This window comes from Psychrobacter coccoides, from assembly GCF_017498085.1.
Taxonomy (GTDB): domain Bacteria; phylum Pseudomonadota; class Gammaproteobacteria; order Pseudomonadales; family Moraxellaceae; genus Psychrobacter; species Psychrobacter coccoides.
On the sequence record NZ_JAGBKM010000001.1, the window covers coordinates 108,121 to 133,501 of the forward strand.

The window sequence follows — 25,381 nt, forward strand, 5'->3', positions numbered from 1 at the left end:
ATCGGCATCTTATAGGAGTCACCCATGTCCATTGCAGCCTTGCCAAAAACACATATTGTCATTCCCGCCCGCTTTAAAAGCACTCGCCTGCCAGGGAAACCGTTACTTAATATACATGGCAAGCCCATGATATTGTGGGTCGCTGACAAGGCTCAAGCGGCTCACTTTGCTGATGATATGTGTATCGCCACCGATGATGAACGTATTGCCAAAGTTTGTGTTGATGCAGGCTATGAAGTAGTCATGACCAGTAGCGACCATGCTTCAGGTACAGATCGCTTAGCAGAAGTGGCGGCCATAAAAGGGTGGGGCGATGATGATATTATTATTAATATGCAAGGCGATGAGCCGTTGGTACCACCGCTGTTATTAGAGCAAGTCAAGACGTTGCTGGTGGAAGATAGCGAGAGTGTTATGGCGACCCTATACGAACCCATCGCAGATTATGCCAGCTTTATGAGACCATCGGTGGTAAAAGTTGTGAGTGCGGCGATTGACAATAAACAACGGGCGCTTTATTTCAGCCGTGCGCCGATCCCTTGTGACCGTGATGTGGCGTTGGCAGTGGCTGCAGGCGATATAAATATAACCGCCCTCCCGGCGCCAAAAAACGCCTACCGACATTTGGGCTTGTATGCCTATCGGGTGAAGCTGCTGCAGCGCTATGTACACTGGTCGCAAACCCCGCTTGAGAAGCTTGAGAGTTTAGAGCAGTTAAGAGTGTTGGAAAACGGGGGTCATATTGCCATTACCGAAGCGGCTGTCCATCTGCCTGCAGGCGTCGATACGCAAGAGGATCTGGATCGCCTAAATGCAATGACATTAAGTGCGTTTCAAGATGATATGCAGTAACAACAGACTGTAGCAAGTGATGGAGCAGTAGGCGTGAGTGAAGCAGATGCGATAGGTATTATGAATACAGACACTACAACGATAACAGATGTCACAGGTAATGCTTATTTTGCCCCACTTTTGCCGTGGCAGCAGACATTATGGACACAGATGACTCGCCGTATCAGTATGCCTGCGCAGCAGCTGCCGCACGCTCTGCTCGCTGCTGGTATGCAAGGCATGGGTAAGCGTGCGTTTGTCTGGCGTTTGGTGGCGTGGTTACTGTGTCGCAATCGTGATCAAAATCCGCTTGGTGCCTGTGGTCACTGTGAGAGCTGTCAGTGGCTAAAGTCTGGCACACATCCTAGCCTGCAAGTGCTGCCTATCACCAGCATGCCCACCGAAGCCAATAATCAAGAGGGTGGCCCAGAATCAGTCAGCAGTACCAAAAAAGCCAAAGCTGAAAGTAAGACTAAAAAAGCGGCAAGCCCTGCCTCCTTGACGATAAAAATCGATGATATTCGCGCCCTGCGACCGTTTATTTATCAAGGCGGGCAGGGGCTGCGCATTTGTGTATTGGATCATGCAGAGCAAATGACCATCGCTGCTGCCAATGCGCTACTAAAAACACTCGAAGAGCCGCAAGCACAAGTGCATTTGTTGCTGATGAGTGATATGCCAGCCAAGCTACTCCCGACGATCAAAAGCCGAGTACAGCAATTACCACTGCAGACCATCCATCCTGCTATCGCCCTAGATTATGTCACTCAACAACTTGGCGGCACGATCAATCGTCAGATTGTCAGTCCAGACGATATCAAGCAAGTGTTGCAGCTGGCAAATGGGGCACCTTTAGCAGCGATAGATATGGCAAAATCGACATGGTATAGCATGCGTGGGCTGTGGTTGACCACTTGGCAGGCGCTACGAAGTGGTAAACGCAGTGCCATAGCAGCCAGTGAGTATTGGCAAAAGCAGCTTAGTTTGTTGGAATTTATTAGGCTTACTGAGCTTATGATGCTAGATGTTCGCCGTGTCTGTCTGGGGCTTGCGAGCATTCAAAGCGATATTGATATATCAGCTGCCTTGGCGTCACATCCACCAAGTGATGGGGCTTTAGAGACACTGACCTTAGAGTTACAACAAACAAAAGCGGCCCTTCAGCAAAACGTGCAAGAAAAGTTTGCTTATGATAATCTGATGCAACAATTGGCGCAGTTATAAGCGATGGCGATCAGCATAAAAAATAGGGCTTAGCATAAGCGCCGCTAATAACGATGAATTGCCATTATAATACACACTCATATTACTAGTATATCTGATTAGGGAGCTGATTATGGCTATGCAAGGACGAGGCGGGATTCTCACCTGTCATATTGAAAATATCGACAAGCTCTATGCCAGCTACTTATCGTTTGTGGATAATGGGGCTTTGTTTGTACCGACAAATCGCAAACAAGAATTAGGGGATGAGGTGTTTGTCGCTGTGACCTTACCCAACTCTAGCGAGCGCTTACCGATGAATGGGAAGGTGGTCTGGATCAACCAAAAACCACAAGCCAATCGTCCAACAGGGTTTGCGGTGCAGATTGGTACAGATGTGGCCGGCCAAAAGATTAAACATGAGGTCGAGCGGTTGCTGGCGGGTAAGATTGACAGCCAATTAGCGACTTATACCATGTGATCCATGCCTGATGCGCATGATGACTAATAGCGTGAGGGCACATACATATCATCAGGAATGGGCTCTCGGTAATACTCGTCGTCACGCTTACGATCGGGCAGCTCAATTTCTTCACGTGGTATCTCTTTATAAGGGATTTGTTCGAGCAGATGAGCGATACAGTTTAAGCGTGCTCGTTTTTTGGTATTGCCTTCCACCACCCACCAAGGCGCTTCTGGAATGTGTGTTCGCTCAAACATAGTCTCTTTTGCTTTAGTATAATCCTCCCAGCGTCGCCGTGACTGTAGATCCATAGGGGAGAGCTTCCACTGTTTTAGTGGGTCGTGAATGCGGCTCATAAAACGTGAGTGCTGTTCATCATCAGTTATTGAAAACCAATACTTTACCAAGCGAATTCCAGAGCGTACTAACATGCGCTCAAACTCTGGTACAGACTGAAAAAACTCTTCGTATTGTGCATCAGTACAAAACCCCATGACACGCTCAACGCCCGCTCGGTTGTACCAACTGCGATCAAACAAAACAATCTCACCTGCTGCTGGCAAATGTGCCACATAGCGCTGAAAATACCACTGTGACTGTTCACGCTCAGTCGGCGCAGGCAATGCCGCCACACGACACACACGAGGGTTTAGACGCTGAGTAATGCGTTTGATAGCGCCTCCTTTGCCAGCAGAGTCACGGCCCTCAAATATCACTACGATACGCTCACCATATTCGACAACCCAGTCTTGTAGCTTAATCAGCTCACGCTGCAAGCGTAGCAGCTCTCTAAAATAGGTTCGACGATTTATCCGTTCTTGTTCTGTGACCTCGATGCCATCGAAACGAAAGTCTCTTATATAATCGTCAACTTCGTGCTCAAGCTCTTCATCGTAGCTATCAATTAGGTCTTGGTGCATCTTACGTCGCAGCTCATCATTGAATATTTCCTTGTCCATGCGGCCAATAAAATTGCCCTGCTCAGGTGTGCTAAGCTCGCCGCACTCTTGTACCGTCAAAAAGTTAGAATCCGTTGCTGAAGGTATCTTGGACATACGCCACTCCTAATACTTAGTGGTTCTTGATGATTGGATTAATCGTTATTATCTACTGTAGCATATCCTAGCGCTACAGCTGTAATAGAGATTACTGCTTATATAAGCCTTAGGATATATGGTTTTTAGTTAGAATGGACGAAAAGTCAGTTTATGCTAAGCATAAAAAAGCACCCTCTAATACTAGATTAAAGGGTGCTTTTTATCTGGCAAACGTTAGACTAAAACGGCAGCTGATATGTAGTGCTTATCATTATTAATCATCATGTTGCCTTAAGATATAAAGTTACTTCTCTAGGATACAGGTGACGCCTTGACCACCAGCAGCACAGATTGAAATCAGAGCACGACCTGAGCCTTTTTGGTCTAGCAGCTTGGCAGCAGTTGCCAAGATACGACCACCAGTTGCGGCAAATGGGTGCCCAGCGGCCAATGATGAGCCGTTAACGTTGAGCTTACTGCGGTCGATAGAGCCTAATGGCGCATCAAGCCCCAAACGCTCTTGGCAAAAAGTCTCATCTTCCCAAGCAGCAAGTGTTGATAATACTTGTGAAGCAAAGGCTTCATGAATTTCATAAAAATCAAAGTCTTGTAAGGTGAGTCCTGCACGCTCAAGCATACGTGGCACAGCGTAAGCAGGCGCCATGAGTAGGCCTTCTTTGTTGCCCTCTTTACCGATAAAGTCAACCGCTGCCGTTTCTTGATGCACGATATATGCCATGGGTTTTAGTCCATGCGCTTCAGCCCACTCATCAGTACCCAGTAACACGCAAGAAGCACCGTCTGTTAGTGGGGTTGAGTTAGCAGCAGTCATCGTTGGGTTAGCGTTGTTTTTGCCAAACACAGGTTTTAGCTTGCCCATCTTTTCGATAGTAGAATCTGGGCGTAAGTTGTTGTCACGTGTCAGGCCTTTATAAGGAGAGATAAGGTCGTCAAAGAACCCTTCATCGTAGGCACGGGCCAGGTTTTTGTGACTATTAAATGCCAATTCATCCTGTGCCTCACGGCTGATATTCCATTCAAGCGCAGTGATGGCTTGGTGGTCGCCCATGGATAAACCTGTACGGGGCTCACCGTTTTGTGGTGATTCAATCAAGTCTTTTGGGTTAAAGCCAGTCAAGGCTTGTAGGCGTTGTTTATTGTTTCTAGCAGCGCCTAGTTTTAGGAGCACTTTGCGTAGGCCGTCACCAATAGCAATCGGCGCATCCGAGGTGGTATCAACACCACCTACAATGGCTGAATCAGTAATACCAAGTGCGATTTTGTTGGCTGCAGCAAAGGTTGCTTGCAAGCCTGTACCACAAGCCTGTGCGATGTCATAAGTTGGTGTGTGTGGGTCTAAGGCTGTATTGAGCGCCGCTTCACGGGTAAGGTTGAGGTCACGGCTGAGCTTAAGTACAGCGCCTGCGACCACTTCGCCGACACGCTTCCCTTCGAGATTATGGCGCTCTACTAGGCCATTAAGAGCAGCGGTAAGCATATCGATATTGCTAGCGTCAGCATAAGGGCCGTTTGAGCGTGCAAACGGGATACGGTTGGCACCTAAGATAGCCACGCGATGTTGACCAGCACTCAACTTAGCGTTATTGGTCTTTTTAGAGGCACGTGTTGGCGCTTTTTTAGCCGTATTGGTGGTTTTTTTGGTCGTACCCTTAGTTTCAGTACGCTTAGTCGCTGCTGGTTTTTTGGTCGGGCTTTTTGTCATGTCTTTCTCGCTTTTATTCTCGCTTTGGTTGTTTGGTTTTGACTCTGTTGATGCTGGGATTTTTGTGGCGCTAAAGTCTTCTTGCAAAGCATCTGCTTGCTTGGATTCGTTAACCAACTCCTCTTTAAGCTTGGCTTTTTTTTGAGCTTGGCTATCGGTGCTGTTGTCTGCTGCATGATCCTCAACGATGTCTGTTGCTGCTTTGAGCTCTGCGATGGAGTCGTAATTGTCGTTATCGTTGTTTTTAGTAGCGCTTGTATGACTGCTGCTAGAGGCCGTATCAACGGGAGTGGTCTCAGTCGCTGCGTTTTTTTTGACAACGGTACTCCCAACAATTGGACTGTCTTTTTTGTTACTCATAAAATTATCCTTAAAAGAGTGATTATAGATGATAGGGGTATAACGTCATGATAGAGCAGTTTAGGCTAAAACGTTTAAAGCAAGCGGTTTCAGATAATAATAAGTCATTTGACACCAAATAATTTGACACTAAAAGATCATTCAGGCGCTAAAAATCCATCATTGATAAGCTAAGCGGTCAATATATAAGATGTTGACAGTTTATCATCACTACTTTTATTCGCTTACGGTATGGTTTTAGCAAATCAGGTAACGCATGTTTGAGGCTAAGTAAACCAGCAATACATAGACTGGTCAGTATTACTTATTGGTATTGCTTGTGCGCTTATCTGATAATATATTGTTATCAATACTTATGGTAGTCATAACTTCTAGGTTTGATTCTAACATAAGCACTATTTTTTTAAATATAGAGAAAGTAACTGGGTCGTTTTGTTGCCTTCGGTGCTAGCTATTGACAGACTGACTCATTATCGTGTACGTCACGGAGTTTTGGACATGTTTATGTTGGGCGTGTATAGTTATGACGGCTTGAGGTTCACTTACTAAAGACTAATAATTATTAATTACTGTGATGACCATAGGGTTTTATAATAGAGTCAATCCGACATAAAACGAGCACACTCTATATCAACAGCGCTGTATTCGTTTTAAATTGAGTCAACTATATGACTTGAGGTCTTATTCATAAAGAGCTATTTATCGTTGCGTTTTTTTATTCATTAAAGTTTTTGTTTTTAAATACAGGAGTATTTTATGTCAGATCGTTATGGTAGTTTTGTGCAGTCTTCTATCGGTAAAAAGGTCGCAAAAAACCTAGGCCTGCCATTACCCGTCAGTCTTGACCGTTTTGAGAGTGGTGAGCGTTTGGTACGAGGCAGTGTATTGGTTGGGTCAGCCACAGGCGATGATAAACGTGTCAGCGAGTCGGTGGCAAGAGTGTTGTCGGATTTGCACACTCAAGTTTTTGTTAATAGTAGTGATGGTATTAAAGATGCACTGGCAGAGGCAGATGTTGAGGCAAAAGCCAATACGGGCAGTGGAGATAACTTTAAGGTGTTGCTGTTTGATGCCAGTAATGTAAGCAATGCTGATGAGCTCAAGCAGGTATATGATTTCTTTCATTTCGTCGCCCGTCGGGTCGAAAAATCAGGTCGTGTGATTATCATCGGTCGTCCACCTGAGGAGACTACTGATATAGATAAGGCGCTGGCTCAGCGCGCCCTTGAGGGGTTTGTAAAGTCAGTTGGTAAAGAGTTTAAACGAGGTATCACCGCTCAGCTGGTGTATGTGTCTGAAGGTGCGGAGTCAAACCTTGATTCGACACTACGCTTCTTTACTTCAGCTCGCTCAGCTTATGTGTCAGGACAGGTCGTACGTGTCGGTGAGGGTACCGCAGTGGACGTGGACTGGACACAGCCTTTAGGCGGCAAAACCATGTTGGTGACAGGGGCAAGTCGTGGTATCGGTGAAGCAATGGCTCGAGTCTTGGCACGTGAAGGGGCGCATGTAATCTGTCTGGATATACCGCAGCAGCAGGCTGACCTACAAAAAGTAGCCAGTGAAATTAGCGGCTCTATTTTGATGGTTGATATCACTGATGAGGACGCTGGCGCACAGATTGCAGATGCTGCCAAGAAGCGTGGTGGTCTTGATGCTATTATTCATAACGCTGGCGTGACTCGTGATAAAACTCTGGCCAAAATGGATGAGAAAAAATGGGATATGGTCATTAATATTAATCTGGCCAGTATCGCCAAAATCAACCGCTACTTACTTGACAATGAGGTGCTAAAGGACGATGCACGTATCGTTTGTGTCTCTTCAATCTCAGGTATTGCCGGCAACTTAGGCCAGACGAACTATGCTACTTCTAAAGCCGGGGTCATTGGACTGGTCGATGCGACTGCTAAACAGTTGGCAGATGACAATAAGGGCATGACGATTAATGCGGTGGCGCCAGGGTTCATTGAGACGCAAATGACAGAAGCGATCCCATTTGCCATTCGTGAGGCCGGTCGCCGTATGAACTCAATGAGTCAAGGGGGACTGCCCGTTGATGTGGCCGAAACCGTGGCTTGGTTGGCGTCTCCTGCGTCGGGTGGCCTCAATGGTAATACCGTGCGTGTCTGTGGTCAAAGTCTGCTAGGTGCGTAAGTGTTATGTATTTTAAAGTATTGATATTAAATAGATTATTTAAAATAAATCACAAATACTTACGAAAAAATATCAGTTAATTATAAAAAAGCTGCCCGTGGGCGGCTTTTTTATGATAAAAACAAGGCTTTGATAGGCTCAACCAGTGTTTGCAGTTTTTGTAATTGTTTATATGGTTGACTATAATGATCGTTTTAGATTGAATGATGACGCTTGCTGTGAGAGAACTTAATAACCGAGCACTCGATAGCTGGGTAAGATATATCTTGTATAAGCCCTACACTTAGGATTGATTTATGTCAGACAAACATTTTGATGCGTTGCCAAAAGCGCATACCACTTACGCTAATATTATCAAAAGCTTATTGCCGATTGGCGACAATGCTAAAGTTGGTAAAGACGAGCTGCCAAGAGCGACCTATTATGTAGATGATCTGCACATTGATCAGAGTAATCTGGAAGATTATCGTAAAATCTGTGGCTTTGCTGACAATGGCAAAGTACCTATTACTTATTTTTCGGTGCTGTCGCAGGCGCTACAGATGAATATGATGGTGAAAGAGCCGTTTCCATTTGCTATGCTGGGTCTGGTGCATGTCGACAATCAGGTCACTCAGCACCGCCTGATTGGTGAACGTGAGACAGTCAATATGTCGGTCGCATTTGCTAATCTACGTGACCATGCTCAAGGTCAGCAGTTTGACTTCGTGACGACAGTTAAGTCTCAAGATGATATCGTCTGGGAAGGGACATCGACTTATTTGGCGCGCGGTAAAAAGCCTGATACCAATAAGGCAGGCAAGCGCAAATCACGGCCAGTGACCGTCAAACCTATGGTCGATGAAGCAGGCGTCCATAACGTTTTTGAGGTGCCAGAAGATATTGGGCGTCGCTATGCCTTTGTTTCAGGAGATTTTAACCTGATTCATTTGCATTCATTATCAGCCAAAGCCTTTGGTTTCCCTAAAGCCATTGCTCATGGTATGTGGTCAAAAGCAAAATGCTTGGCACTGATGGGCGAGTTACCCGAGGCTTGTAGCGTCGGTGTGTCATTTAAGCTACCGATTTTTTTGCCCGCTGAGGTGGAGCTGATAGCAGAGCCAGTAGCGAAGCTTGAGACAGTAGAAGACAGCTGTCATTTTGGCTTATATAGCTCAAAAAACGATAAGCCGCATTTGGTGGGGCATATCACTTTACTTGCTGACGATGCATAATGCCTACTTATCGGCACTACCAAGTCGCCTTTAGTAACGTACTTATTATTAATTATTATTTTTCTTGATTATTATATGTATTAAAACTATGACTACAACTGAACAAACTCAATCTAAATCGAGCGCAGACCATGTTGTTAATACTGATGCAGATAATGGTATCAATCTTGCGAATGCTTTAGAGCCTTATTTTCGTCCTGACCAACAAACCATCGTTTGCGGAGCGCTAGATGACAAAAAGATCGCCGCTTTAGCCAAAGCAGGGGTTGAGCTTATTGTCAATTTGCAGCCTGATGACGAGCTTGGTTTTGATGAAGCAGAAGCGGTACAGCAAGCGGGTATGGCTTATGAGCAATTACCGATAGGTAGTGCTGATGACTTGAAACAGCTTAAGATACTGGCCTTTGATAACATATTACGTCAGCATCATGGCAAAAAAGTCGCTATGCACTGTGGTTCTGGCTCTCGTGCTGGCGCCGCCGTTGCGCTGCGTGCAGGCTGGTTACGTGGGCGCAAGATGGATACGGCTATGGCGCGTGGACGCAGTCATGGTCTAGATGACAGTCTGGAACAAGAAGTATATAACCGCTTATTGGTGCCACGTTAACGCTTTACTATAAGCTTTAACTGAGTGATGGTCATATAATGACAACAACAGGCGGCCAATGGGCTGCCTGTTTTGTTGCGTGAGTTTGCTATTAATAAACCTGTGAGGTGAGCATGCAAAATAATATGAATGAGCTGAATCAAGCGCATGATACGGATGGAATCAATACTAAGCTACAACAGTATATGCAAGAACTGTTGACTGACTTACAGCTAGACGATGCGCCAGCGGGTGGCTCAGTGGTGGTTTATCAAGGTGGTAAGTGTGTGGCCATAGCAAATGTAGGTATGGCGCAGGCAGACAAGCCATGGCAAGCAGACACTTTATCACTTAATTTTTCGACTGGTAAAGGCGTACTTGCAACTTTAGTGCATGTGTTAGTATCAAAAGGACTGCTTGATTATGATGAGCCCATTGCCAGTTATTGGCCAGAGTTCGCTCAAAACGATAAAGCGGCGATTACCCTAAGAGCCGTGCTTTCACATCAAGCCAACTTATTTGCGATTAATACTATCGATGCTGATAGCGAGGCACTACTGAACTGGGATGTGATGCTAAAAAAGGTCGCAGCGATGTCGCAGACTCCTCCGGATAATGCCATTGCCTATGACTCGGCTTATAGCGCTTTAGTGTACGGTTGGGTATTGGGCGGCTTGATAGAAGCGGTCACGGATATGTCGCTTGCGGCAGCGTTGCAGCATTATTTGACGCAACCTCTAGGTATTGCTGATAGCTGTTATTTCGGGGTTCCAGCCAATAAAGTAGATGACGTTGCAAGGTTGGTCAAGGATTTTGAATCGTTAACAGAAGACAGCAGCCAACTGCGTAGCAAGCGTCATAAACCGACCTTAAAGCCCGACTCAGCACAGACTTTAGCGACGTATGCCAGCTTACCCAGTTATCAAAACTGGTTACGACTGGTTAATAACAATCATGATAAAAACGTAGCCGATGGACAGCTAAATGCTCTACAAATCAATCGCTTGTATTTTAATCATAAGGGGGTTAATGCCAATAATTATAGAGCGGCATTGGTACCTGCTAACAAGCAGCCTATCGACTATCATGACAGCCAAACCATGCAGGCAGTCATTCCTGCAGCCAATGGTATAGCCTCCACACAAGCGCTTGCGATCATCTATTCTATGCTGGCTAACGGTGGCATATGGCAAGGACAGACGCTGATTGATAGCACTACTTTCGCTAAGTTGTCCACACCGCAAGTGTCGGGAATGGACGCCGTAATGCCGGTGAATATGAATTGGCGCTTGGGTTATCATGAGTTGTTTAGCCTCGGTCATGACACCAAGTCAGGCTTTGGTCACATGGGCTACAATGGTTCAGTCGCTTGGTGTGATCCCAGTCGTCAGCTGTCCTTTGCTTTTGTACATAACTTCGATGTCACTATGCTGGGTGACATTCGTCAGTTTGCACTGACCGAAGCACTGATAGCAATGATTGATAAAGGTATTTACTAAGAAGTTATACCAATCCCAAAACTAAAATAATGCGGAAAAACTACGTAGATATTACATCTAGTCTAAATTTTATGAAGCTTAGTAAATTTGACAAAGTTAGTTGCCCTTTTTGGGTTTGTTATTATATTTTAAATTGTTAAAAATAAGCTTTAATATGCAAAAAACCAGCATGAGCATGCTGGTTTTTTTATGAAGTAGTGGGGTCATTAAGCTCTAGGCCGTTCTTAGCGCTTAGGCTTGGCGTTCAACTTGACTGACATCACGCACTGCTCCTGTATCGGCACTGGTAGTCATGGCAGCATAGGCACGCAGGGCTGGTGTGACATAGCGCTCACGGCTGACAGGCTTCCAAGCATCACGGCCACGTGCTTCCATGGCGGCACGGCGTTTTGTCAAGTCGGCATCGCTAACTTGCATATTGATGGTGCGATTTGGAATATCAATATGGATGGTATCGCCTTCCTCAACCAAACCAATGGCACCGCCTTCCGCTGCTTCAGGGCTAGCGTGACCGATCGACAACCCTGAAGTACCACCAGAAAAGCGTCCGTCAGTGAGTAGGGCGCACTCTTTACCCAACCCTTTTGATTTTAGGTAAGTGGTCGGATAAAGCATCTCTTGCATCCCAGGACCACCCTTTGGTCCTTCATAACGAATGATGACCACATCGCCTGCCACAATCTCATCACCCAATACTGCGTCGACTGCCGCTTCTTGTGATTCAAAGACGCGTGCACGGCCAGTGAAGGTTAAAATACTCTCATCAACGCCAGCGGTTTTGACCACACAGCCACGCTCAGCGATATTGCCATAGAGTACCGCAAGGCCGCCATCTTCTGAGTAAGCATGCTTGACGCTACGAATACAGCCTGACTCGCGGTTGACATCGAGATTGGGCCATTCTTTTGACTGCGAAAACGCCTCGGTAGTACGGATGCCACCAGGCGCTGCGATATAGCGAGCCCGCGCTTCTGTATTATCAGGATTCATAATATCCCATTTATCGATAGCAGCACGCATAGAGGGGCTATGAATGGTTGGTACATCAGTGGAGAGCAGGTCGGCACGGTCCAGCTCAGCGAGTAACGCCATGACGCCGCCTGCACGATGTACGTCTTCCATATGGTACTTTTGCGTAGCAGGAGCGACTTTGGATAGACACGGTACACGGCGACTTAAACGGTCAATATCAGCCATCTTAAAATCGACCTCAGCTTCATTGGCCGCTGCCAATAAATGCAAAATGGTATTGGTCGAGCCGCCCATAGCGATATCGAGGCTCATGGCATTTTCGAACGCCGCTTTGGTGGCGATAGAGCGGGGCAGTACTGAGTCATCGTCTTGCTCATAGCGGCGTTTGGCTAGATCGACAATCGTACGTCCTGCTTCTAAAAACAGCTCGCGGCGTAGCGCATGCGTGGCGAGTAGTGAGCCATTACCGGGCAATGACAACCCTAAGGCTTCAGTCAAACAGTTCATCGAGTTGGCGGTAAACATCCCTGAGCACGAGCCACAAGTCGGGCAGGCCGAGCTTTCGATAGCCAGTACATCTTCATCACTGATGCTATCATCTGCAGCATCCATCATGGCATCGACTAAGTCCAGCTTACGAATGGCATTGCCTTTACCGTCAGTGCCGTGGGCGTCACTGCCGCCATCGTTATTATGGCTTTGGGCAACAGTGCTAGCGATGACCTTACCTGCTTCCATTGGCCCGCCGGAGACAAAGACCACAGGCACGTTTAGGCGCATGGCAGCCATCAACATCCCTGGCGTGATTTTGTCGCAGTTGGAGATACAGACTAGGGCGTCAGCACAGTGCGCATTGACCATGTATTCGACCGAATCAGCAATCAAGTCACGGCTCGGCAAAGAATAAAGCATGCCACTATGGCCCATGGCAATACCGTCATCGACAGCGATGGTATTGAATTCTTTGGCCACGCCGCCCGCCTTTTCGATCTCACGTGCGACCATTTGTCCAAGGTCTTTTAGATGTACATGACCAGGTACAAATTGGGTAAAAGAGTTGGCAATGGCGATAATAGGCTTACCAAAGTCATCATCAGTCATGCCAGTGGCACGCCATAGGGCGCGCGCACCTGCCATATTACGACCACCAGTAGAGGTTTTTGAACGATAATCCATGTGATTTTCCTTACAAATAGACGAGGCGTGTTAAAGGGTACAGCCTCAACTTCGATATTGATAGTGTGCTTTTTATAGTGAGTGAAAACTAGTGAATAATACTAAGCCGTTACCATACCATTAGCTATAAGTGACTTAAGTCGACATACACCATTCGTTTGGGACTACAGCCTTACTCAATACGCTCTAAGATAGCGGCTTCAAACCAAGGTAAGTTTGCTTTGTCAGCCTCTAACTTAGCAATGACGGTTAAGGCATGAGATGCTGGTAGTAATTGATAATCTTGCTCTGCATCCATCTTAAACACGGCGTCGTGGTCAGATGGTGTCTGATGATTTGCGCTGTACTCATTAACAGTATGTTCAGCAATACTAATCAGCGGCTGCTTGTTATTTTTATAAAGTACATCGACACGACCATAAAACTGCCAGTCTTTGATAGCAGCAATGACAGCATCGTTTGATTTTTTTGTATAGATCTGCTGGGTGTCTTTAGCTGTATTGGTCCAATGCAACCGTACTGCCAGCTGTAGCGCCTCGCTAAACACGACCAGAGAGCCGTTTATTTTTATGTGCCATGGAGTAGGTATCAGATCTTCTTCGATACCAATCAGTTTGGCGGCCTCACTAGCTGTCATGATGACATTAAACTGTGCTAATAGTTCAGGTGTTAAGGGATTGGCCTGTTTAATCACCTCATCTAAGCTATCATAGTGGTATAGAAACGGCAACGGCTCATCTTGCGTCACGGTCTTTTCGGTGATTTTGCAGTTGTGTATACGCCAGCCGATGGCGCTGTCTATGAGTGCTTCTGCTAAAATAATGGCATTTGGATCGACCAGCTTGGTATATGAGGGTTCAGCGAGACTACCTGTAGGCGTAGACACTGTAGATCCTGTCGTATGAGGTGACGGCGCATTGACATCAGGATGAGAGCGTAACTGACTAGGTAACGTGGTCAAATTCATAAACCTAACATGAGTAAAATGGAGGTCTAATATAACATTGATTAGGGCAGACACGCCAATGAAATAGCATGCTTAACCTCCTAAAACGCCAACAACTAACGGCTAGCGCTTAGCATCGTTGACCGCTGTTCATGAGCAACACACCTTGTACTTGTCTCTGGTTTCGTCCACTATATTGTAGACATGAGCTATAAATGTATAGCAAAATAATCACGCAGGACAAATATTGCTAAGCAGTCTAAAGCGAATCTTATTAAGATAATTAAGGGGATAACAATGACTCAAAACAAACAAACTCAGTATGACGATAATAATATCTTTGCCAAAATGCTCAAGGGTGAGATTCCATACCATAAGGTTTATGAAGACGACAAAACCTTAGCCTTTATGGATATCATGCCGCAAGCTAAGGGTCATGTACTGGTAATTCCTAAGCAAAAAGCCATCGATCTAGTAGATCTAGAGCCTGAATATGCTGCTGCCGTATTGATGACTGCCAAAAAGGTCATGCAAGCACAGCGTCAAGTGTTTGAGCGAGAAGGTATCATACAGATGCAGCTTAACGGCTCGCAAGCAGGCCAAACGGTCTTTCATTATCACATACATCTTATACCCTCTAATATTCATGAATTAAGCGTTCATGCCGCCAATCAAGCCGATAGCGATGAGCTTGCTAAAATGGCTGAGCAACTGGCAGCGGCAATCGACTCTTAATCAGGCGCATCGTCTCTAAAATCTGTGTAACGACACTCCAATATCAATACGGTCAAAAGGCAGCGAACAAGCTGCCTTTTTTATTGCTTGGTAATAGTCGTGTAACAAACGTTAAAGTAGTGTTACGAGATTGGCGGTTGTCTGGGGTTTTGGGCAGTAGTGTGGTAAATATCATACCTATTCTTGTTTTCTTCAGAACCATTGCCAGAACTATTGGTCAAAGTTATTTGATTTATTTGCGTAACCGTTTCTTTTAGCAGCAAATTCTTTTAGTAGTAAATGTATTTATTTGAATGGCGCTGTTATTTTGTCTTGTTACTTTTTGAGGGTACCATTTTTTATGAGTAAGTTACCTCGCTCCACTATTTTGCTGCCCGTGTTTGTGCCAGCGGCAGCCATTATGTTGTTGTTAGTGATCGGTACATCGATCAATCCCCAAGCGGCTGGCGAGTTGTTTAGTACCGTGCTGACTTTCACCACTGATACCTTCGGTTGGTTTTATATGTTGGCGGTCGCTATATTTTTAATGTTTATCATTGCCTTGGCATTTTCGCCTTATGGCGGCATTAAGCTGGGCCCCGACCATGCAGTGGCTGAGTACAGTTTCCTTGAATGGTTTGCCATGCTGTTTTCAGCAGGCTACGGTATTGCGCTGCTGTTTTATGGCGTCGCTGAACCTGTGCTACATTTTGCCAATCCGCCACTGTCACAACCAGAGACTGTGGCCGCTGCCAAAGAAGCAATGCAGATTGCCTACTTTCATTGGGGCTTTCATATTTGGGCAATTTATGGCGTAGTCGGTTTATCACTGGCGTATTTCTCATTTCGCCATGGTTTGCCACTGTCAGTGCGCTCAACGCTATATCCATTGATTGGTGATAAAATCCATGGACCCATTGGGCATACTGTCGACGTGTTTGCGATCGTAGGTACCATGTTCGGTATCGCCACCAGTTTGGGATTGTCAGTGGCGCAAATCAATGCAGGATTAAACTATTTACTACCTAATACGATTCCGATGGGTACGACAGTACAAGTTATCATCATTAGTTTGGTGACATTGGCGGCACTTTTTTCTGTATTGGCTGGTATGGATAAGGGTGTTAAACGGCTGTCTATCCTAAACATGGTATTGGCAACAGCATTGATGATATTTGTGTTTGTCGTTGGTCCATCGGTATTTATCTTAAATGCCTTTATGGAAAACACCGGCAGTTATTTGGGCAACATCGTTGAGCGTACTTTTAGCTTGCAAGCCTATCAGTCGAGTGATTGGATTGGGAGCTGGACACTCTTTATTTTTGCGTGGACGATCGCCTGGGCGCCTTTTGTTGGGCTGTTTATTGCTAAGATTAGCCGTGGCCGTACCATTCGTGAGTTTGTCTTGGGGGTGATGTTGGTCCCGACGCTGTTTACTTTCTTTTGGTTTTCGGTATTTGGCGATACAGCGCTGCACATGATTATGGTCGATGGTTATCAGGCTTTGATTGGTGAGGTGCAAAATAACCAAGCGATTGCGCTCTTTAAGCTACTAGAAAACCTACCATTTACCCAGATTGTCTCATCACTGACAGTACTATTGATTATTACTTTTTTTGTGACGTCGTCAGATTCAGGCTCGTTGGTCATTGACTCGCTGGCGGCAGGGGGCCGTAGTGATACGCCATGGTGGCAGCGCTCGTTTTGGGTAGTCACCGAAGGTGCCGTTGCGGCAGTATTACTGATTGCAGGTGGCTTGAGCGCTTTACAAACCGCTGCTATCGTTAGTGCTTTGCCGTTTGCTGTCATTATATTGGTGTCTACATTAGGTATGTGGCGTGCGCTGCGTATTGAAGGCCATCGTAACGAGAGCTTAGCGAATGAAAACCACTTACCGCCGCATCTGCTTAAGCTGGATGCATGGCGTGATCGGATTGATTATATTATCGAGCAACCCGATCGTGAGGATGTTTTAGACTATATTAAAGGTACAGTGATGTCATCGATGAGGGAGGTGGCTGAGAAGTTTGCTGAAACAGGGTGGTTGCCTGAGGTTAATTATGATGAGGTCAATAATCGTGCTGTGCTTGAGTTAAGGCGCGGTGACAACGTTGAATTTTGGTACGAAGTTCGTCTGTCAGAGCACGAGCTTCCTGATTATTATACTGAGGATATGGCCAGTGAGTTACCTCAAGAGCACCATCACCGTGCTGAAGTCTATCTGCGCCGTGGTGGCCAAACCTATGATCTATATGGCTATCAAAAAGAGTCAGTGATTAACGATATCATTGATCAGTTTGAAAAGTATCTGCACTTTGTCAATGTTTCACCGGATATCTTGCCATGGCGTATGCAAGAGCATGATGACGAGATTACCTTAGAGCAGGGTAGTGTGTTTGATAAGTAAATATTGAATCCTTTGATGTTCCCTAAAGGCAGCCACTTAGCTGCCTTTTTTGTGACAGAGACTCCCTTTTTGTTATTATCTAGAAGCGCTATGGTAAATGCCATTTTAAACAGCGGTCTGTTAGATTTATAGATGACAAGATTGTCGACAAGTGTTATTTATGCATACTAAAGACACGTAAATACTTTGAAAAAACAAATGCTATATAAGAGTATGATATACCTATTCAAATTTATGACTTTTGAGAACCTTTTATGAGTAAGCTATCTCGTTCGACTATTTTGATGCCGGTATTTATACCGACTGCTGTGGTCATGGTATTGTTGGTGATTGGGGCTTCAGCCAACCCACAGCTGGCAAGTGGTTTATTTGCACAGGTGCTGGGCTTTACTACCGAGACTTTTGGTTGGTTTTATATGCTGGCCACGGCGCTGTTTTTGATGTTTATTGTGATTCTGGCGTTTTCGCCCTATGGCGGTATTAAGCTAGGTCCTGATCATGGTACGGCGCAATATAATTTTATTGAATGGATCTCTATGCTGTTTTCGGCAGGCTACGGTATCGCTTTGTTGTTTTATGGCGTTGCTGAACCTGTGATTCATTTTGCCACGCCGCCGTTGTCAGAGCCGCAAACCATTGCTGCAGCCAAAGAAGCGATGCAAATTGCTTATTTTCATTGGGGGTTTCATATTTGGGCCATTAACGGGGTAGTGGCACTCACCTTGGCTTATTTTGCTTTTCGCCACGGTTTGCCGTTGTCAATGCGCTCGACACTGTACCCCATAATCGGCGAAAAAATCCATGGCCCTGTCGGTCATGCAGTGGATGTGTTTGCTATTTTAGGCACTTTGTTTGGTCTGGCAACCAGTTTGGGCATCTCCGTCTCGCAAATTAACACCGGCTTGAACTACTTGCTGCCGAGTATTCCAGTCAACACCACCGTACAGGTCATTGCGATCACTGTCATTACAGGCTTGGCACTGATATCAGTGTTGGCGGGTATGGATAAGGGCGTCAAACGCCTGTCTATTTTAAATATGACACTCGCAACCTCCCTGATGTTGTTTGTATTTATCGTCGGTCCTTCGGTGTTTATTTTAAATGCCTTTATGGAAAACACAGGCAGCTATCTGGGCAATATCGTCGAGCGTACTTTTAGCTTGCAGGCCTATCAGCAGGGTGACTGGATCACCAGTTGGACGTTGTTTATCTTTGCATGGACCATTTCTTGGTCACCGTTTGTCGGTATTTTTATTGCGAAGATTAGCCGTGGGCGTACCATCCGTGAGTTTATCGCCGGTGTGATGCTGGTGCCAACAATCTTTACTTTTTTTTGGTTTGCCGTGTTTGGTGATACAGCGCTAAACATGATTATGGTACAAGGCTATGAGTCCCTCATCAGTGAGGTACAGAACAACCAAGCCATCGCTTTATTTAAGCTGCTTGAAAACCTACCATTTACTCAGGTGGTATCTGCTTTAGCCGTCGTCCTTATTATTACCTTTTTTATCACTTCTTCTGACTCTGGATCGTTGGTGATTGACTCGTTAGCTGCAGGGGGGCGTAGTGACACGCCAGCATGGCAGCGTACGTTTTGGGTGGTGATATTGGGTGTTGTCGCCTCGGTGCTGCTGCTGGCAGGTGGGCTACAAGCTCTGCAAACAGCAGCCATCGTCAGTGCCTTACCATTTACCATGATCATCTTGATTGCGATGTTTGGTATGTGGCGAGCGCTGCGTATCGAAGGCCACCGTGATGAAAGTTTGGCAAATGAAAACCGTTTGCCACCGCATCTGCTAAAGCTTGAATCATGGCGCAATCGAATTGATTACATCACTGAACAACCCAGCCGTGAAGATGTTTTGGATTATATCAAAGGGACGGTCATGTCATCGATGAGGGAAGTGGCTGAGAAGTTTCAGGAAACGGGTTGGCATCCTGAAGTCAATTATGATGACATCAATAGCCGGGCGGTATTGGAATTACAGCGTGGTAATGATGTAGAGTTTTGGTATGAAGTGCGATTGACGCACCAAGACACACCTGAATATTACAAGGACGGTGGCAGCAGTGAAATATCGCAAGATCACTATTACCGTGCTAAGGTTTACTTACGCCGTGGTGGTCAGACTTATGATTTGTACGGTTATCAGTCAGAGTCGGTGATTAACGATATCATCGATCAGTTTGAAAAGTACCTGTACTTCTTAGACGAGTCGCCGAACAGTCTGCCATGGCGCATGCAAGAGCATGACGATGATATTACACTTGAGCAAGGCAGTGTGTTTGATAAATAGTGCCTTCGATAAACCGTTGATTTGGTTGTTTAAATGTCGTGCTTAGCAATGCAAGTTATTTATCTGAATGGCTTGCATTAAAGCCAAGAACCCTTAGAATAACGGCTTGTTTCCATTGACTTATATTCAATAACAAGCAAGCCGTCTCTTTATGCTCATACATGACTCAGTCCTTTCTCACCCTGTCGCACCAGCTGCTAATGATCATCCGCTATTGCAGCCTTTAAAAATCGGCGGCTTGACGATCGAAAACCGCCTGATGGTGGCACCCATGGCAGGAGTGACCGACAATCCTTTTCGCAGATTGTGCAAATCTTTTGGTGCAGGGCATGCTGTCAGTGAGATGATGATCGCTGATACAGCGCTTTATGCCAGCAAAAAGTCCTTATATCGAGCCAACTTCGATGGTGAAATCGCACCGATATCGGCCCAAATAGCGGGGGCAGAGCCAGATAAGCTAGCAGAAGCGGCCCGTTATCAGATCGACAATGGCGCCCAGATTATCGATATTAATATGGGTTGCCCTGCCAAGAAGGTTTGCCGTAAGTTGGCAGGCTCGGCACTACTACAAGATGAAGATTTGGTTGCTCGTTTGCTCGATGCGGCGGTAAATGCCGTCGATGCGCCAGTGACGCTAAAGACACGGCTGGGGTTTGCCAATGGCCGCGAAAATATCCTGCGTGTGGCAAAGCGGGCTGAGCAAGCCGGTATTGCAGCACTTGCCATTCATGGGCGTACTCGTGAAGATATGTATACCGGTGAGGCTCGTTACGAGCTGATACGTGAGGTCAAAGACAGTATCAGCATTCCTGTCATCGCTAATGGCGATATCGACAGTGCCCAAAAAGCTCAGCAAGTCTACGACCTGACTGGTTGTGACGCAGTGATGATCGGTCGTGCAGCTCAAGGACAGCCGTGGCTGTTTCGTGATATCGAGCATTACTTGCGCACCGGTGAGCGCTTAGCGGCGCCAAGCGTAGGTGAGATCAAGCAGATAGTGCTGGCGCACTTACAAGAGTTATATGGCTTCTATGGTGAGTACTCTGGCTGTCGTATCGCTCGCAAGCACATCGCTTGGTATACCACCGGCATTCCAAACTCCAACGCTTTTCGCCAAGCGATGTATCAAGAGGAGAGTACTGCTGGACAGTTTAAAGTGGTTGAAGCGTTTTTACAGGCGCAAGAATAGGGCAGACGCTTAAAGCGATTTTTTAATAAAGAGTCGTCCTAATCAATATCTTCAGCTGTTTTTTTAGGCAAGTTTTTCCTCTCTGGCTTCTCTTTTTGCCACGGAAAACGGCCTTCTAGCTCGACTTGTAATGACAGGCTCAAAAAGGTACGAATAAGAACGATAAAACCCAGTATCAGTACCCCACGTAGAGTAGGCTTGGTCACTACCGTCGCCATGATGTCAGCAGCAATCAGCACTTCAAGTCCCAATAATATGGCTTTACCAACCGTTTGTCTGATTTCGATATAAGTGTCTTGATTAAAGCCGCCAGTGATACGAATCGCCCTAAAAAAAGCATAAAACAATCCAAAAAACATAATCAACACGCCGATAAACTCGACAACTTTGGCAATTAAATCAATGTAATGCGCTAAAAGTTCTATCAACAAACCTCTCCTATATGGCAAATAAACTCGAGTAGTCAACAAAAAACAGTAGACTTGACAGGCTTATTGTCTTAACCAATAATCATTCTTTTACAAAAAATATACGTTAACATGATTAACTCAAGACAATGTAATTTTGTTATGCTACAAAAACAGCATTGAGATACGTATCGATATCGATGCTTACTGCTAGTGGCAATATCATCAACAGTATAAATATTACAAGGACGTTTTATGGCCAAGCTTTCAAAAAAATCTATCAAAAGAAAGGTTAAAGGTAAAAACATCATTATTACTGGTGCTTCGAGTGGTATCGGTGAACGTACGGCATTCTTGCTTAGTGAATGCGGTGCACATGTCATCTTGTTGGCCCGTACAGAAGAGAAGCTAAAAAGGGTACAAGAAGCGATTGAGACACTGGGCGGACAGGCCAGTTATTATGTTTGTGATTTGACCAATATGGATGATATCGAAAACACAACCACGCAAGTTTTAGCAGATTTCGGTCATGTTGATGTATTGGTAAATAATGCTGGTCGCTCGATTCGCCGCTCAGTGCACGAGTCCTTTGACCGTTTTCATGACTTTGAGCGTACCATGGATATCAACTACTTCGGTGCCGTCAAAACCATTCTGGGGTTTTTGCCAGTGATGATAGGGCGCAAATCTGGTCAGATCGTCAATATCTCTTCGATTGGTGTACTGGCAAACAGTCCACGGTTTTCAGCTTATGTGGCCTCAAAAGCGGCGCTAGATGCGTTCAGCCGTTGTTTGGCAGCAGAGGTAAAGGGGCATAACATCACGGTGACCAATATCTTTATGCCGCTGGTACGCACGCCAATGATTGCACCAACTAAGCTATATCGTTATATGCCGGCGCTGATGCCTGATGAGGCAGCCATGATGGTGGCAGAAGCCATCGTCAAAAAGCCAAACAGTATTGCCAGCACCATGGGCAAGTTTGCTTCGGCGACGTATTCATTAGCACCAGCGATCAATGTGGGTATTCAGTCTATTGGCTATCGTTTGTTTCCAAACACCAGTGCAGCGCAAACCGCTGATTATAAACCCAGCATTGCTCAGCGTGCCTTTGCCAAGATTTTGCCTGGTGAGCATCACTAGAATAGAATTGCTAACATCTGACATAAAGAAGGATACCTCGGTATCCTTTTTTATTCGTAAGCAGCCCCTTTAAAACGTAGTAAACGCAAGGCATTGAGGGTAACTAATACCGTTGCACCAGCATCTGCCATGACGGCAATCCATAGTCCAGTAACCCCCAGTATAGTTGTGATTAAAAAAAGCCCTTTTAGACCTAAAGCAAAAACAACGTTTTGCTTGATGTTGCTCATGGTAGTGCGTGATAGCGCAATGAGATGTGCCGTATCAGTAACACGGCTTTTTAATAAGGCGATATCCGCCGTTTCCATGGCCACATCAGTGCCGCCACCCATCGCAATGCCGACATCGGCAGTTGCTAGAGCTGGAGCATCGTTAATACCATCACCGACCATGGCTATTTTGTGCTCGTTTTTCATGTCGTTTAGCAGGCGCAGTTTATCTTCTGGCAACAGCTCAGCCTGCCAGTCTATATCCAAATCCCTAGCCAGCGCTTGTGCAGTCAGGCGGTTGTCACCTGTCAGCATGACAGAGCGTACGCCCATCGCTTTCAGCTGTGCAACGCCTGCCTGGGCATCCTCTCGTAGCTCGTCTCGTAATGCGATTAGTCCCAGTGCCATGCGACTTTGCTCATCAAATAAAATTGACACTGTTTTCCCTTCGTTTTGTAGCGTCTCAATATGCCGCTGTTGTTTGGGAGAAATAACAGCGTGCTCGGCAGCATAAATAGGAGAGCCGATAGCAAGCTTACGCTCAGCGACAGTAGCATGCACGGCTTTACCAGCAGTAGCCGAGGCGTTGGTAGCGGCTGGCACGACGACACTCGCCGCTTCAGCATGGTCCACGATAGCTTTAGCCAGCGGATGACTAGAGCCTGACTCTACACTGGCAAATAGCGCCAGTATGTCGTTTTGGTCTTGAGCGTGAACACTTGAGGATTCTGGCGTAAAGGCAATAACGTCGGTCACCCGTGGTTTGCCCTCAGTCAATGTGCCTGTCTTGTCAAAAGCCACGGTATTGACTTGTCCAATGGTTTCTAAGGCGCTACCGCCTTTAATCAGCAATCCACGGCGGGCACCTGCTGCCAGACCCGATGCGATGGCGGCCGGTGTTGATAATACGAGCGCACAAGGGCAAGCAATCAGTAACAGCGCCAGACCACGATACAGCCACGTCGCCCATTCGCCGCCCATGAGCAGTGGCGGAACGACAATGATGAGTGCGGCAATGGCCATTACTGCTGGCGTATAGTAGCGACTGAACCTCTCAATAAAACGAGCAGTGGGCGCTTTAGAGGCTTGCGCTTGTTCTACCAGCTCAATAATGCGTGCAATGGTATTGTCAGCGGCGGTCTTCTGCACTCGGACCTGTAGCACCCCATCAATGTTGATCGACCCTGCAAACACCGCATCATCGATTGTTTTTGCCACCGGTACCGACTCGCCGGTGATAGGCGAATCATCAAGACTCGATGTGCCGTTTATGATAACCCCGTCGGCTGGAACGCTATCGCCAGGGCGCACAAGCACCACATCATCTACTTGTAGCGAAGATGCTGCGACGTGTTGCTGCTTGCCCTGAGCGTCCAGTAAAATGGCGGTTTTTGGCACCAAGGAAACCAAAGCCTTGATACCTGCACGCGCACGATCCGCCGCCACACTTTCAAACAGCTCACCGACGGAGAATAAAAACACCACGGCGGCAGCCTCGCCAGACTCTCCTATGAACAATGCACCAATGGCCGCAACAGACATCAGCATTTCAATAGAAAATGGTGTGCCTGTTGCTGCCAGTAGCAAGGCCTTACGGGCAAACGGTAGCACGCCGATAACCACAGCAACTATAAAAGCCCATGCGCCATATTCAGGAAAAACCAACGATAGCCCATAGGCGGCACTCATTAAGATACCAATGCCAATGACCTGTTTGCCCTTTATGGTTTGCCACCACTGCTGCTCGTCTATAGCGGCTTGACTGCCATTTAGTCCCGCCTCATTTTGTTCACCCGTTAAAGCGGACACCCCAAACCCTAGGCGCTTAATGGTTTTTTCGATATCTTCAACGTCAGTATTCACATCAGGCGCTAGAGTTAGCTCTAGTTTCTGGGTGGCAAAGTTTAGCTCAATCTCAGAGACCCCAGGCAGACGTCTAAGCGCCCGCTCAATTTTGTCCACACAACTGGCACAATCCATACCTTCGATACGATATTGCATCGTTATTTATCCTTTGATTATTTATGCTCTTACTACTTATGCTCTTATTAGGGATAGTATGAACCCTATAGTGGCTTTAGGGTCAAGAGTGTTGACAAAAAACAATTGGATTTTTTGTTTTCTAACCTTATAGTTACTTTATTGTTTAATCCACTTCCAATAGTTTAAAGCTATCGGTGTCGGCTGTGGCTTTAGCCCAGTCTTTTGCTGTCTAAGGAGATAAAAATGCTTATCAAAATTGGTGAGCTTGCCACCCTTACAGGGGCGACGGTTGAGACCATTCGCTATTATGAAAAGGAGCAATTATTACCCAAGCCATCTCGGAGCGCTGCCAACTATCGTTTATATCATGAGGCGCACATTGAACGTCTGCAATTTATCTTGCATTGTCGTACGCTTGATATGACTTTAGATGAGATACGAGTGCTGCTTCAATATAGAGACAAGCCTGATGAGAACTGCGGTGAGGTCAATGTGCTATTGGATGAGCATATTAAGGCAGTTGAGAGGCGTATGAAAGAGTTAGCGCAACTCAAGCAGCATCTGCTGGTGTTGCGACAAAAATGTACCAATGAAGCGCCAGCTGAGTCGTGCGGAATACTCAATGCACTTGCCGACCACTCTTGTCACGATTAGGGCGATGTATTCGGTGCGCTATATAGGCAGCAAACAGTTGCCCGCTTATCTATGCTTGTAGATAATTTAAAATACAGTCAATAACATTCGGCAGTCGTTATGAGGTTAAATGTGATGATTGTGCTTAAAATAAATACTCTAATAGAAAGGAGCGACGAAAATTACTGTTAAATAACCCAAATAGGAATATAAAGGTTGAGAATAGCCACAT

19 protein-coding genes are annotated in these 25,381 nt (G+C 46.0%); 13 read left to right on the plus strand and 6 right to left on the minus strand.

Features of this window, described 5'->3' with window-relative positions; all coding sequences use genetic code 11:
• Nucleotides 1–24 precede the first annotated feature (24 nt).
• The 3 genes from kdsB (at nt 25) to J3492_RS00565 (ending at nt 2,515) form a co-directional block, all read left to right on the plus strand.
• Nucleotides 25–852, plus strand: coding sequence for a 3-deoxy-manno-octulosonate cytidylyltransferase (gene kdsB / locus J3492_RS00555; RefSeq protein WP_207988645.1), 828 nt, complete (start codon nt 25–27; stop codon nt 850–852).
• 33 nt (nt 853–885) lie between these two features.
• Nucleotides 886–2,055, plus strand: coding sequence for a DNA polymerase III subunit delta' (locus J3492_RS00560; protein ID WP_424108364.1), 1,170 nt, complete (start codon nt 886–888; stop codon nt 2,053–2,055).
• Between the two features lie 112 nt (nt 2,056–2,167).
• Entirely contained in the window at nt 2,168–2,515 is a 348-nt protein-coding gene (locus J3492_RS00565; RefSeq protein ID WP_207988647.1) for a PilZ domain-containing protein, read from the plus strand.
• Between the two features lie 23 nt (nt 2,516–2,538).
• Here J3492_RS00565 and ppk2 read toward each other — a convergent pair whose 3' ends face one another.
• On the minus strand, nt 2,539–3,552 hold the full coding sequence (gene ppk2 / locus J3492_RS00570) for a polyphosphate kinase 2 (RefSeq protein ID WP_243453011.1): 1,014 nt from the start codon (nt 3,550–3,552) through the stop codon (nt 2,539–2,541).
• A 286-nt stretch (nt 3,553–3,838) separates the two neighbouring features.
• A complete protein-coding gene (locus tag J3492_RS00575; RefSeq protein WP_243453012.1) occupies nt 3,839–5,617 on the minus strand; it encodes an acetyl-CoA C-acetyltransferase in 1,779 nt (592 codons plus the stop codon).
• Between the two features lie 756 nt (nt 5,618–6,373).
• Here J3492_RS00575 and J3492_RS00580 point away from each other — a divergent pair.
• From J3492_RS00580 to J3492_RS00595, 4 genes are all read left to right on the plus strand, one after another.
• Nucleotides 6,374–7,774, plus strand: a complete 1,401-nt coding sequence (locus J3492_RS00580) for a 3-oxoacyl-ACP reductase (RefSeq protein WP_207988649.1) — start codon at nt 6,374–6,376, stop codon at nt 7,772–7,774.
• Between the two features lie 296 nt (nt 7,775–8,070).
• A complete protein-coding gene (locus tag J3492_RS00585) occupies nt 8,071–8,988 on the plus strand; it encodes a MaoC family dehydratase (protein WP_207988651.1) in 918 nt (305 codons plus the stop codon).
• Nucleotides 8,989–9,076: 88 nt separating this feature from the next.
• On the plus strand, nt 9,077–9,595 hold the full coding sequence (locus J3492_RS00590; RefSeq protein WP_207988653.1) for a protein tyrosine phosphatase family protein: 519 nt from the start codon (nt 9,077–9,079) through the stop codon (nt 9,593–9,595).
• Between the two features lie 113 nt (nt 9,596–9,708).
• Nucleotides 9,709–11,073, plus strand: coding sequence for a serine hydrolase domain-containing protein (locus tag J3492_RS00595; RefSeq protein ID WP_207988655.1), 1,365 nt, complete (start codon nt 9,709–9,711; stop codon nt 11,071–11,073).
• Between the two features lie 231 nt (nt 11,074–11,304).
• Here J3492_RS00595 and ilvD read toward each other — a convergent pair whose 3' ends face one another.
• A complete protein-coding gene (gene ilvD, locus J3492_RS00600; protein ID WP_207988657.1) occupies nt 11,305–13,221 on the minus strand; it encodes a dihydroxy-acid dehydratase in 1,917 nt (638 codons plus the stop codon).
• A 172-nt stretch (nt 13,222–13,393) separates the two neighbouring features.
• The gene (locus tag J3492_RS00605) at nt 13,394–14,107 is read right to left on the minus strand and encodes a hypothetical protein (RefSeq protein WP_424108367.1); all 714 of its coding nucleotides are present in this window, start codon (nt 14,105–14,107) and stop codon (nt 13,394–13,396) included.
• A 357-nt stretch (nt 14,108–14,464) separates the two neighbouring features.
• Here J3492_RS00605 and J3492_RS00610 point away from each other — a divergent pair, with 357 nt between their 5' ends.
• The 4 genes from J3492_RS00610 (at nt 14,465) to dusB (ending at nt 20,774) form a co-directional block, all read left to right on the plus strand.
• Nucleotides 14,465–14,902 carry an HIT family protein gene (locus tag J3492_RS00610; RefSeq protein ID WP_207988661.1) on the plus strand — a complete coding sequence of 146 codons (438 nt, stop codon included), beginning with the start codon at nt 14,465–14,467 and terminating at the stop codon, nt 14,900–14,902.
• A gap of 340 nt (nt 14,903–15,242) precedes the next feature.
• Nucleotides 15,243–17,288 carry a BCCT family transporter gene (locus J3492_RS00615; RefSeq protein WP_207988663.1) on the plus strand — a complete coding sequence of 682 codons (2,046 nt, stop codon included), beginning with the start codon at nt 15,243–15,245 and terminating at the stop codon, nt 17,286–17,288.
• A 254-nt stretch (nt 17,289–17,542) separates the two neighbouring features.
• Nucleotides 17,543–19,585 carry a BCCT family transporter gene (locus J3492_RS00620; protein ID WP_207988665.1) on the plus strand — a complete coding sequence of 681 codons (2,043 nt, stop codon included), beginning with the start codon at nt 17,543–17,545 and terminating at the stop codon, nt 19,583–19,585.
• Nucleotides 19,586–19,736: 151 nt separating this feature from the next.
• Nucleotides 19,737–20,774, plus strand: a complete 1,038-nt coding sequence (gene dusB, locus J3492_RS00625) for a tRNA dihydrouridine synthase DusB (RefSeq protein WP_207988667.1) — start codon at nt 19,737–19,739, stop codon at nt 20,772–20,774.
• Nucleotides 20,775–20,812: 38 nt separating this feature from the next.
• On the opposite strand, the gene J3492_RS00630 is transcribed toward dusB, so the two are convergent.
• A complete protein-coding gene (locus J3492_RS00630; RefSeq protein ID WP_207988669.1) occupies nt 20,813–21,202 on the minus strand; it encodes a DUF1622 domain-containing protein in 390 nt (129 codons plus the stop codon).
• Nucleotides 21,203–21,436: 234 nt separating this feature from the next.
• Between J3492_RS00630 and J3492_RS00635 the strand changes: the two genes are divergently transcribed.
• The gene (locus tag J3492_RS00635; protein ID WP_207988671.1) at nt 21,437–22,324 is read left to right on the plus strand and encodes an SDR family NAD(P)-dependent oxidoreductase; all 888 of its coding nucleotides are present in this window, start codon (nt 21,437–21,439) and stop codon (nt 22,322–22,324) included.
• 50 nt (nt 22,325–22,374) lie between these two features.
• On the opposite strand, the gene J3492_RS00640 is transcribed toward J3492_RS00635, so the two are convergent.
• A complete protein-coding gene (locus J3492_RS00640; RefSeq protein ID WP_207988673.1) occupies nt 22,375–24,534 on the minus strand; it encodes a heavy metal translocating P-type ATPase in 2,160 nt (719 codons plus the stop codon).
• A 225-nt stretch (nt 24,535–24,759) separates the two neighbouring features.
• Between J3492_RS00640 and cadR the strand changes: the two genes are divergently transcribed.
• On the plus strand, nt 24,760–25,170 hold the full coding sequence (gene cadR, locus J3492_RS00645) for a Cd(II)/Pb(II)-responsive transcriptional regulator (protein ID WP_243453013.1): 411 nt from the start codon (nt 24,760–24,762) through the stop codon (nt 25,168–25,170).
• The last annotated feature ends 211 nt before the right edge of the window (nt 25,171–25,381 follow it).

Bases quoted from the DNA above. Each gene is read 5' to 3' on its own strand.
- kdsB (WP_207988645.1), top strand. From the start codon at position 25: ATGTCCATTGCAGCCTTGCCAAAAACACATATTGTCATTCCCGCCCGC.
- J3492_RS00565 (WP_207988647.1), top strand. From the start codon at position 2,168: ATGGCTATGCAAGGACGAGGCGGGATTCTCACCTGTCATATTGAAAAT.
- ppk2 (WP_243453011.1), bottom strand. From the start codon at position 3,552: ATGTCCAAGATACCTTCAGCAACGGATTCTAACTTTTTGACGGTACAA.
- J3492_RS00575 (WP_243453012.1), bottom strand. From the start codon at position 5,617: ATGAGTAACAAAAAAGACAGTCCAATTGTTGGGAGTACCGTTGTCAAA.
- J3492_RS00580 (WP_207988649.1), top strand. From the start codon at position 6,374: ATGTCAGATCGTTATGGTAGTTTTGTGCAGTCTTCTATCGGTAAAAAG.
- J3492_RS00585 (WP_207988651.1), top strand. From the start codon at position 8,071: ATGTCAGACAAACATTTTGATGCGTTGCCAAAAGCGCATACCACTTAC.
- J3492_RS00590 (WP_207988653.1), top strand. From the start codon at position 9,077: ATGACTACAACTGAACAAACTCAATCTAAATCGAGCGCAGACCATGTT.
- J3492_RS00595 (WP_207988655.1), top strand. From the start codon at position 9,709: ATGCAAAATAATATGAATGAGCTGAATCAAGCGCATGATACGGATGGA.
- ilvD (WP_207988657.1), bottom strand. From the start codon at position 13,221: ATGGATTATCGTTCAAAAACCTCTACTGGTGGTCGTAATATGGCAGGT.
- J3492_RS00610 (WP_207988661.1), top strand. From the start codon at position 14,465: ATGACTCAAAACAAACAAACTCAGTATGACGATAATAATATCTTTGCC.
- J3492_RS00615 (WP_207988663.1), top strand. From the start codon at position 15,243: ATGAGTAAGTTACCTCGCTCCACTATTTTGCTGCCCGTGTTTGTGCCA.
- J3492_RS00620 (WP_207988665.1), top strand. From the start codon at position 17,543: ATGAGTAAGCTATCTCGTTCGACTATTTTGATGCCGGTATTTATACCG.
- dusB (WP_207988667.1), top strand. From the start codon at position 19,737: ATGCTCATACATGACTCAGTCCTTTCTCACCCTGTCGCACCAGCTGCT.
- J3492_RS00635 (WP_207988671.1), top strand. From the start codon at position 21,437: ATGGCCAAGCTTTCAAAAAAATCTATCAAAAGAAAGGTTAAAGGTAAA.
- J3492_RS00640 (WP_207988673.1), bottom strand. From the start codon at position 24,534: ATGCAATATCGTATCGAAGGTATGGATTGTGCCAGTTGTGTGGACAAA.
- cadR (WP_243453013.1), top strand. From the start codon at position 24,760: ATGCTTATCAAAATTGGTGAGCTTGCCACCCTTACAGGGGCGACGGTT.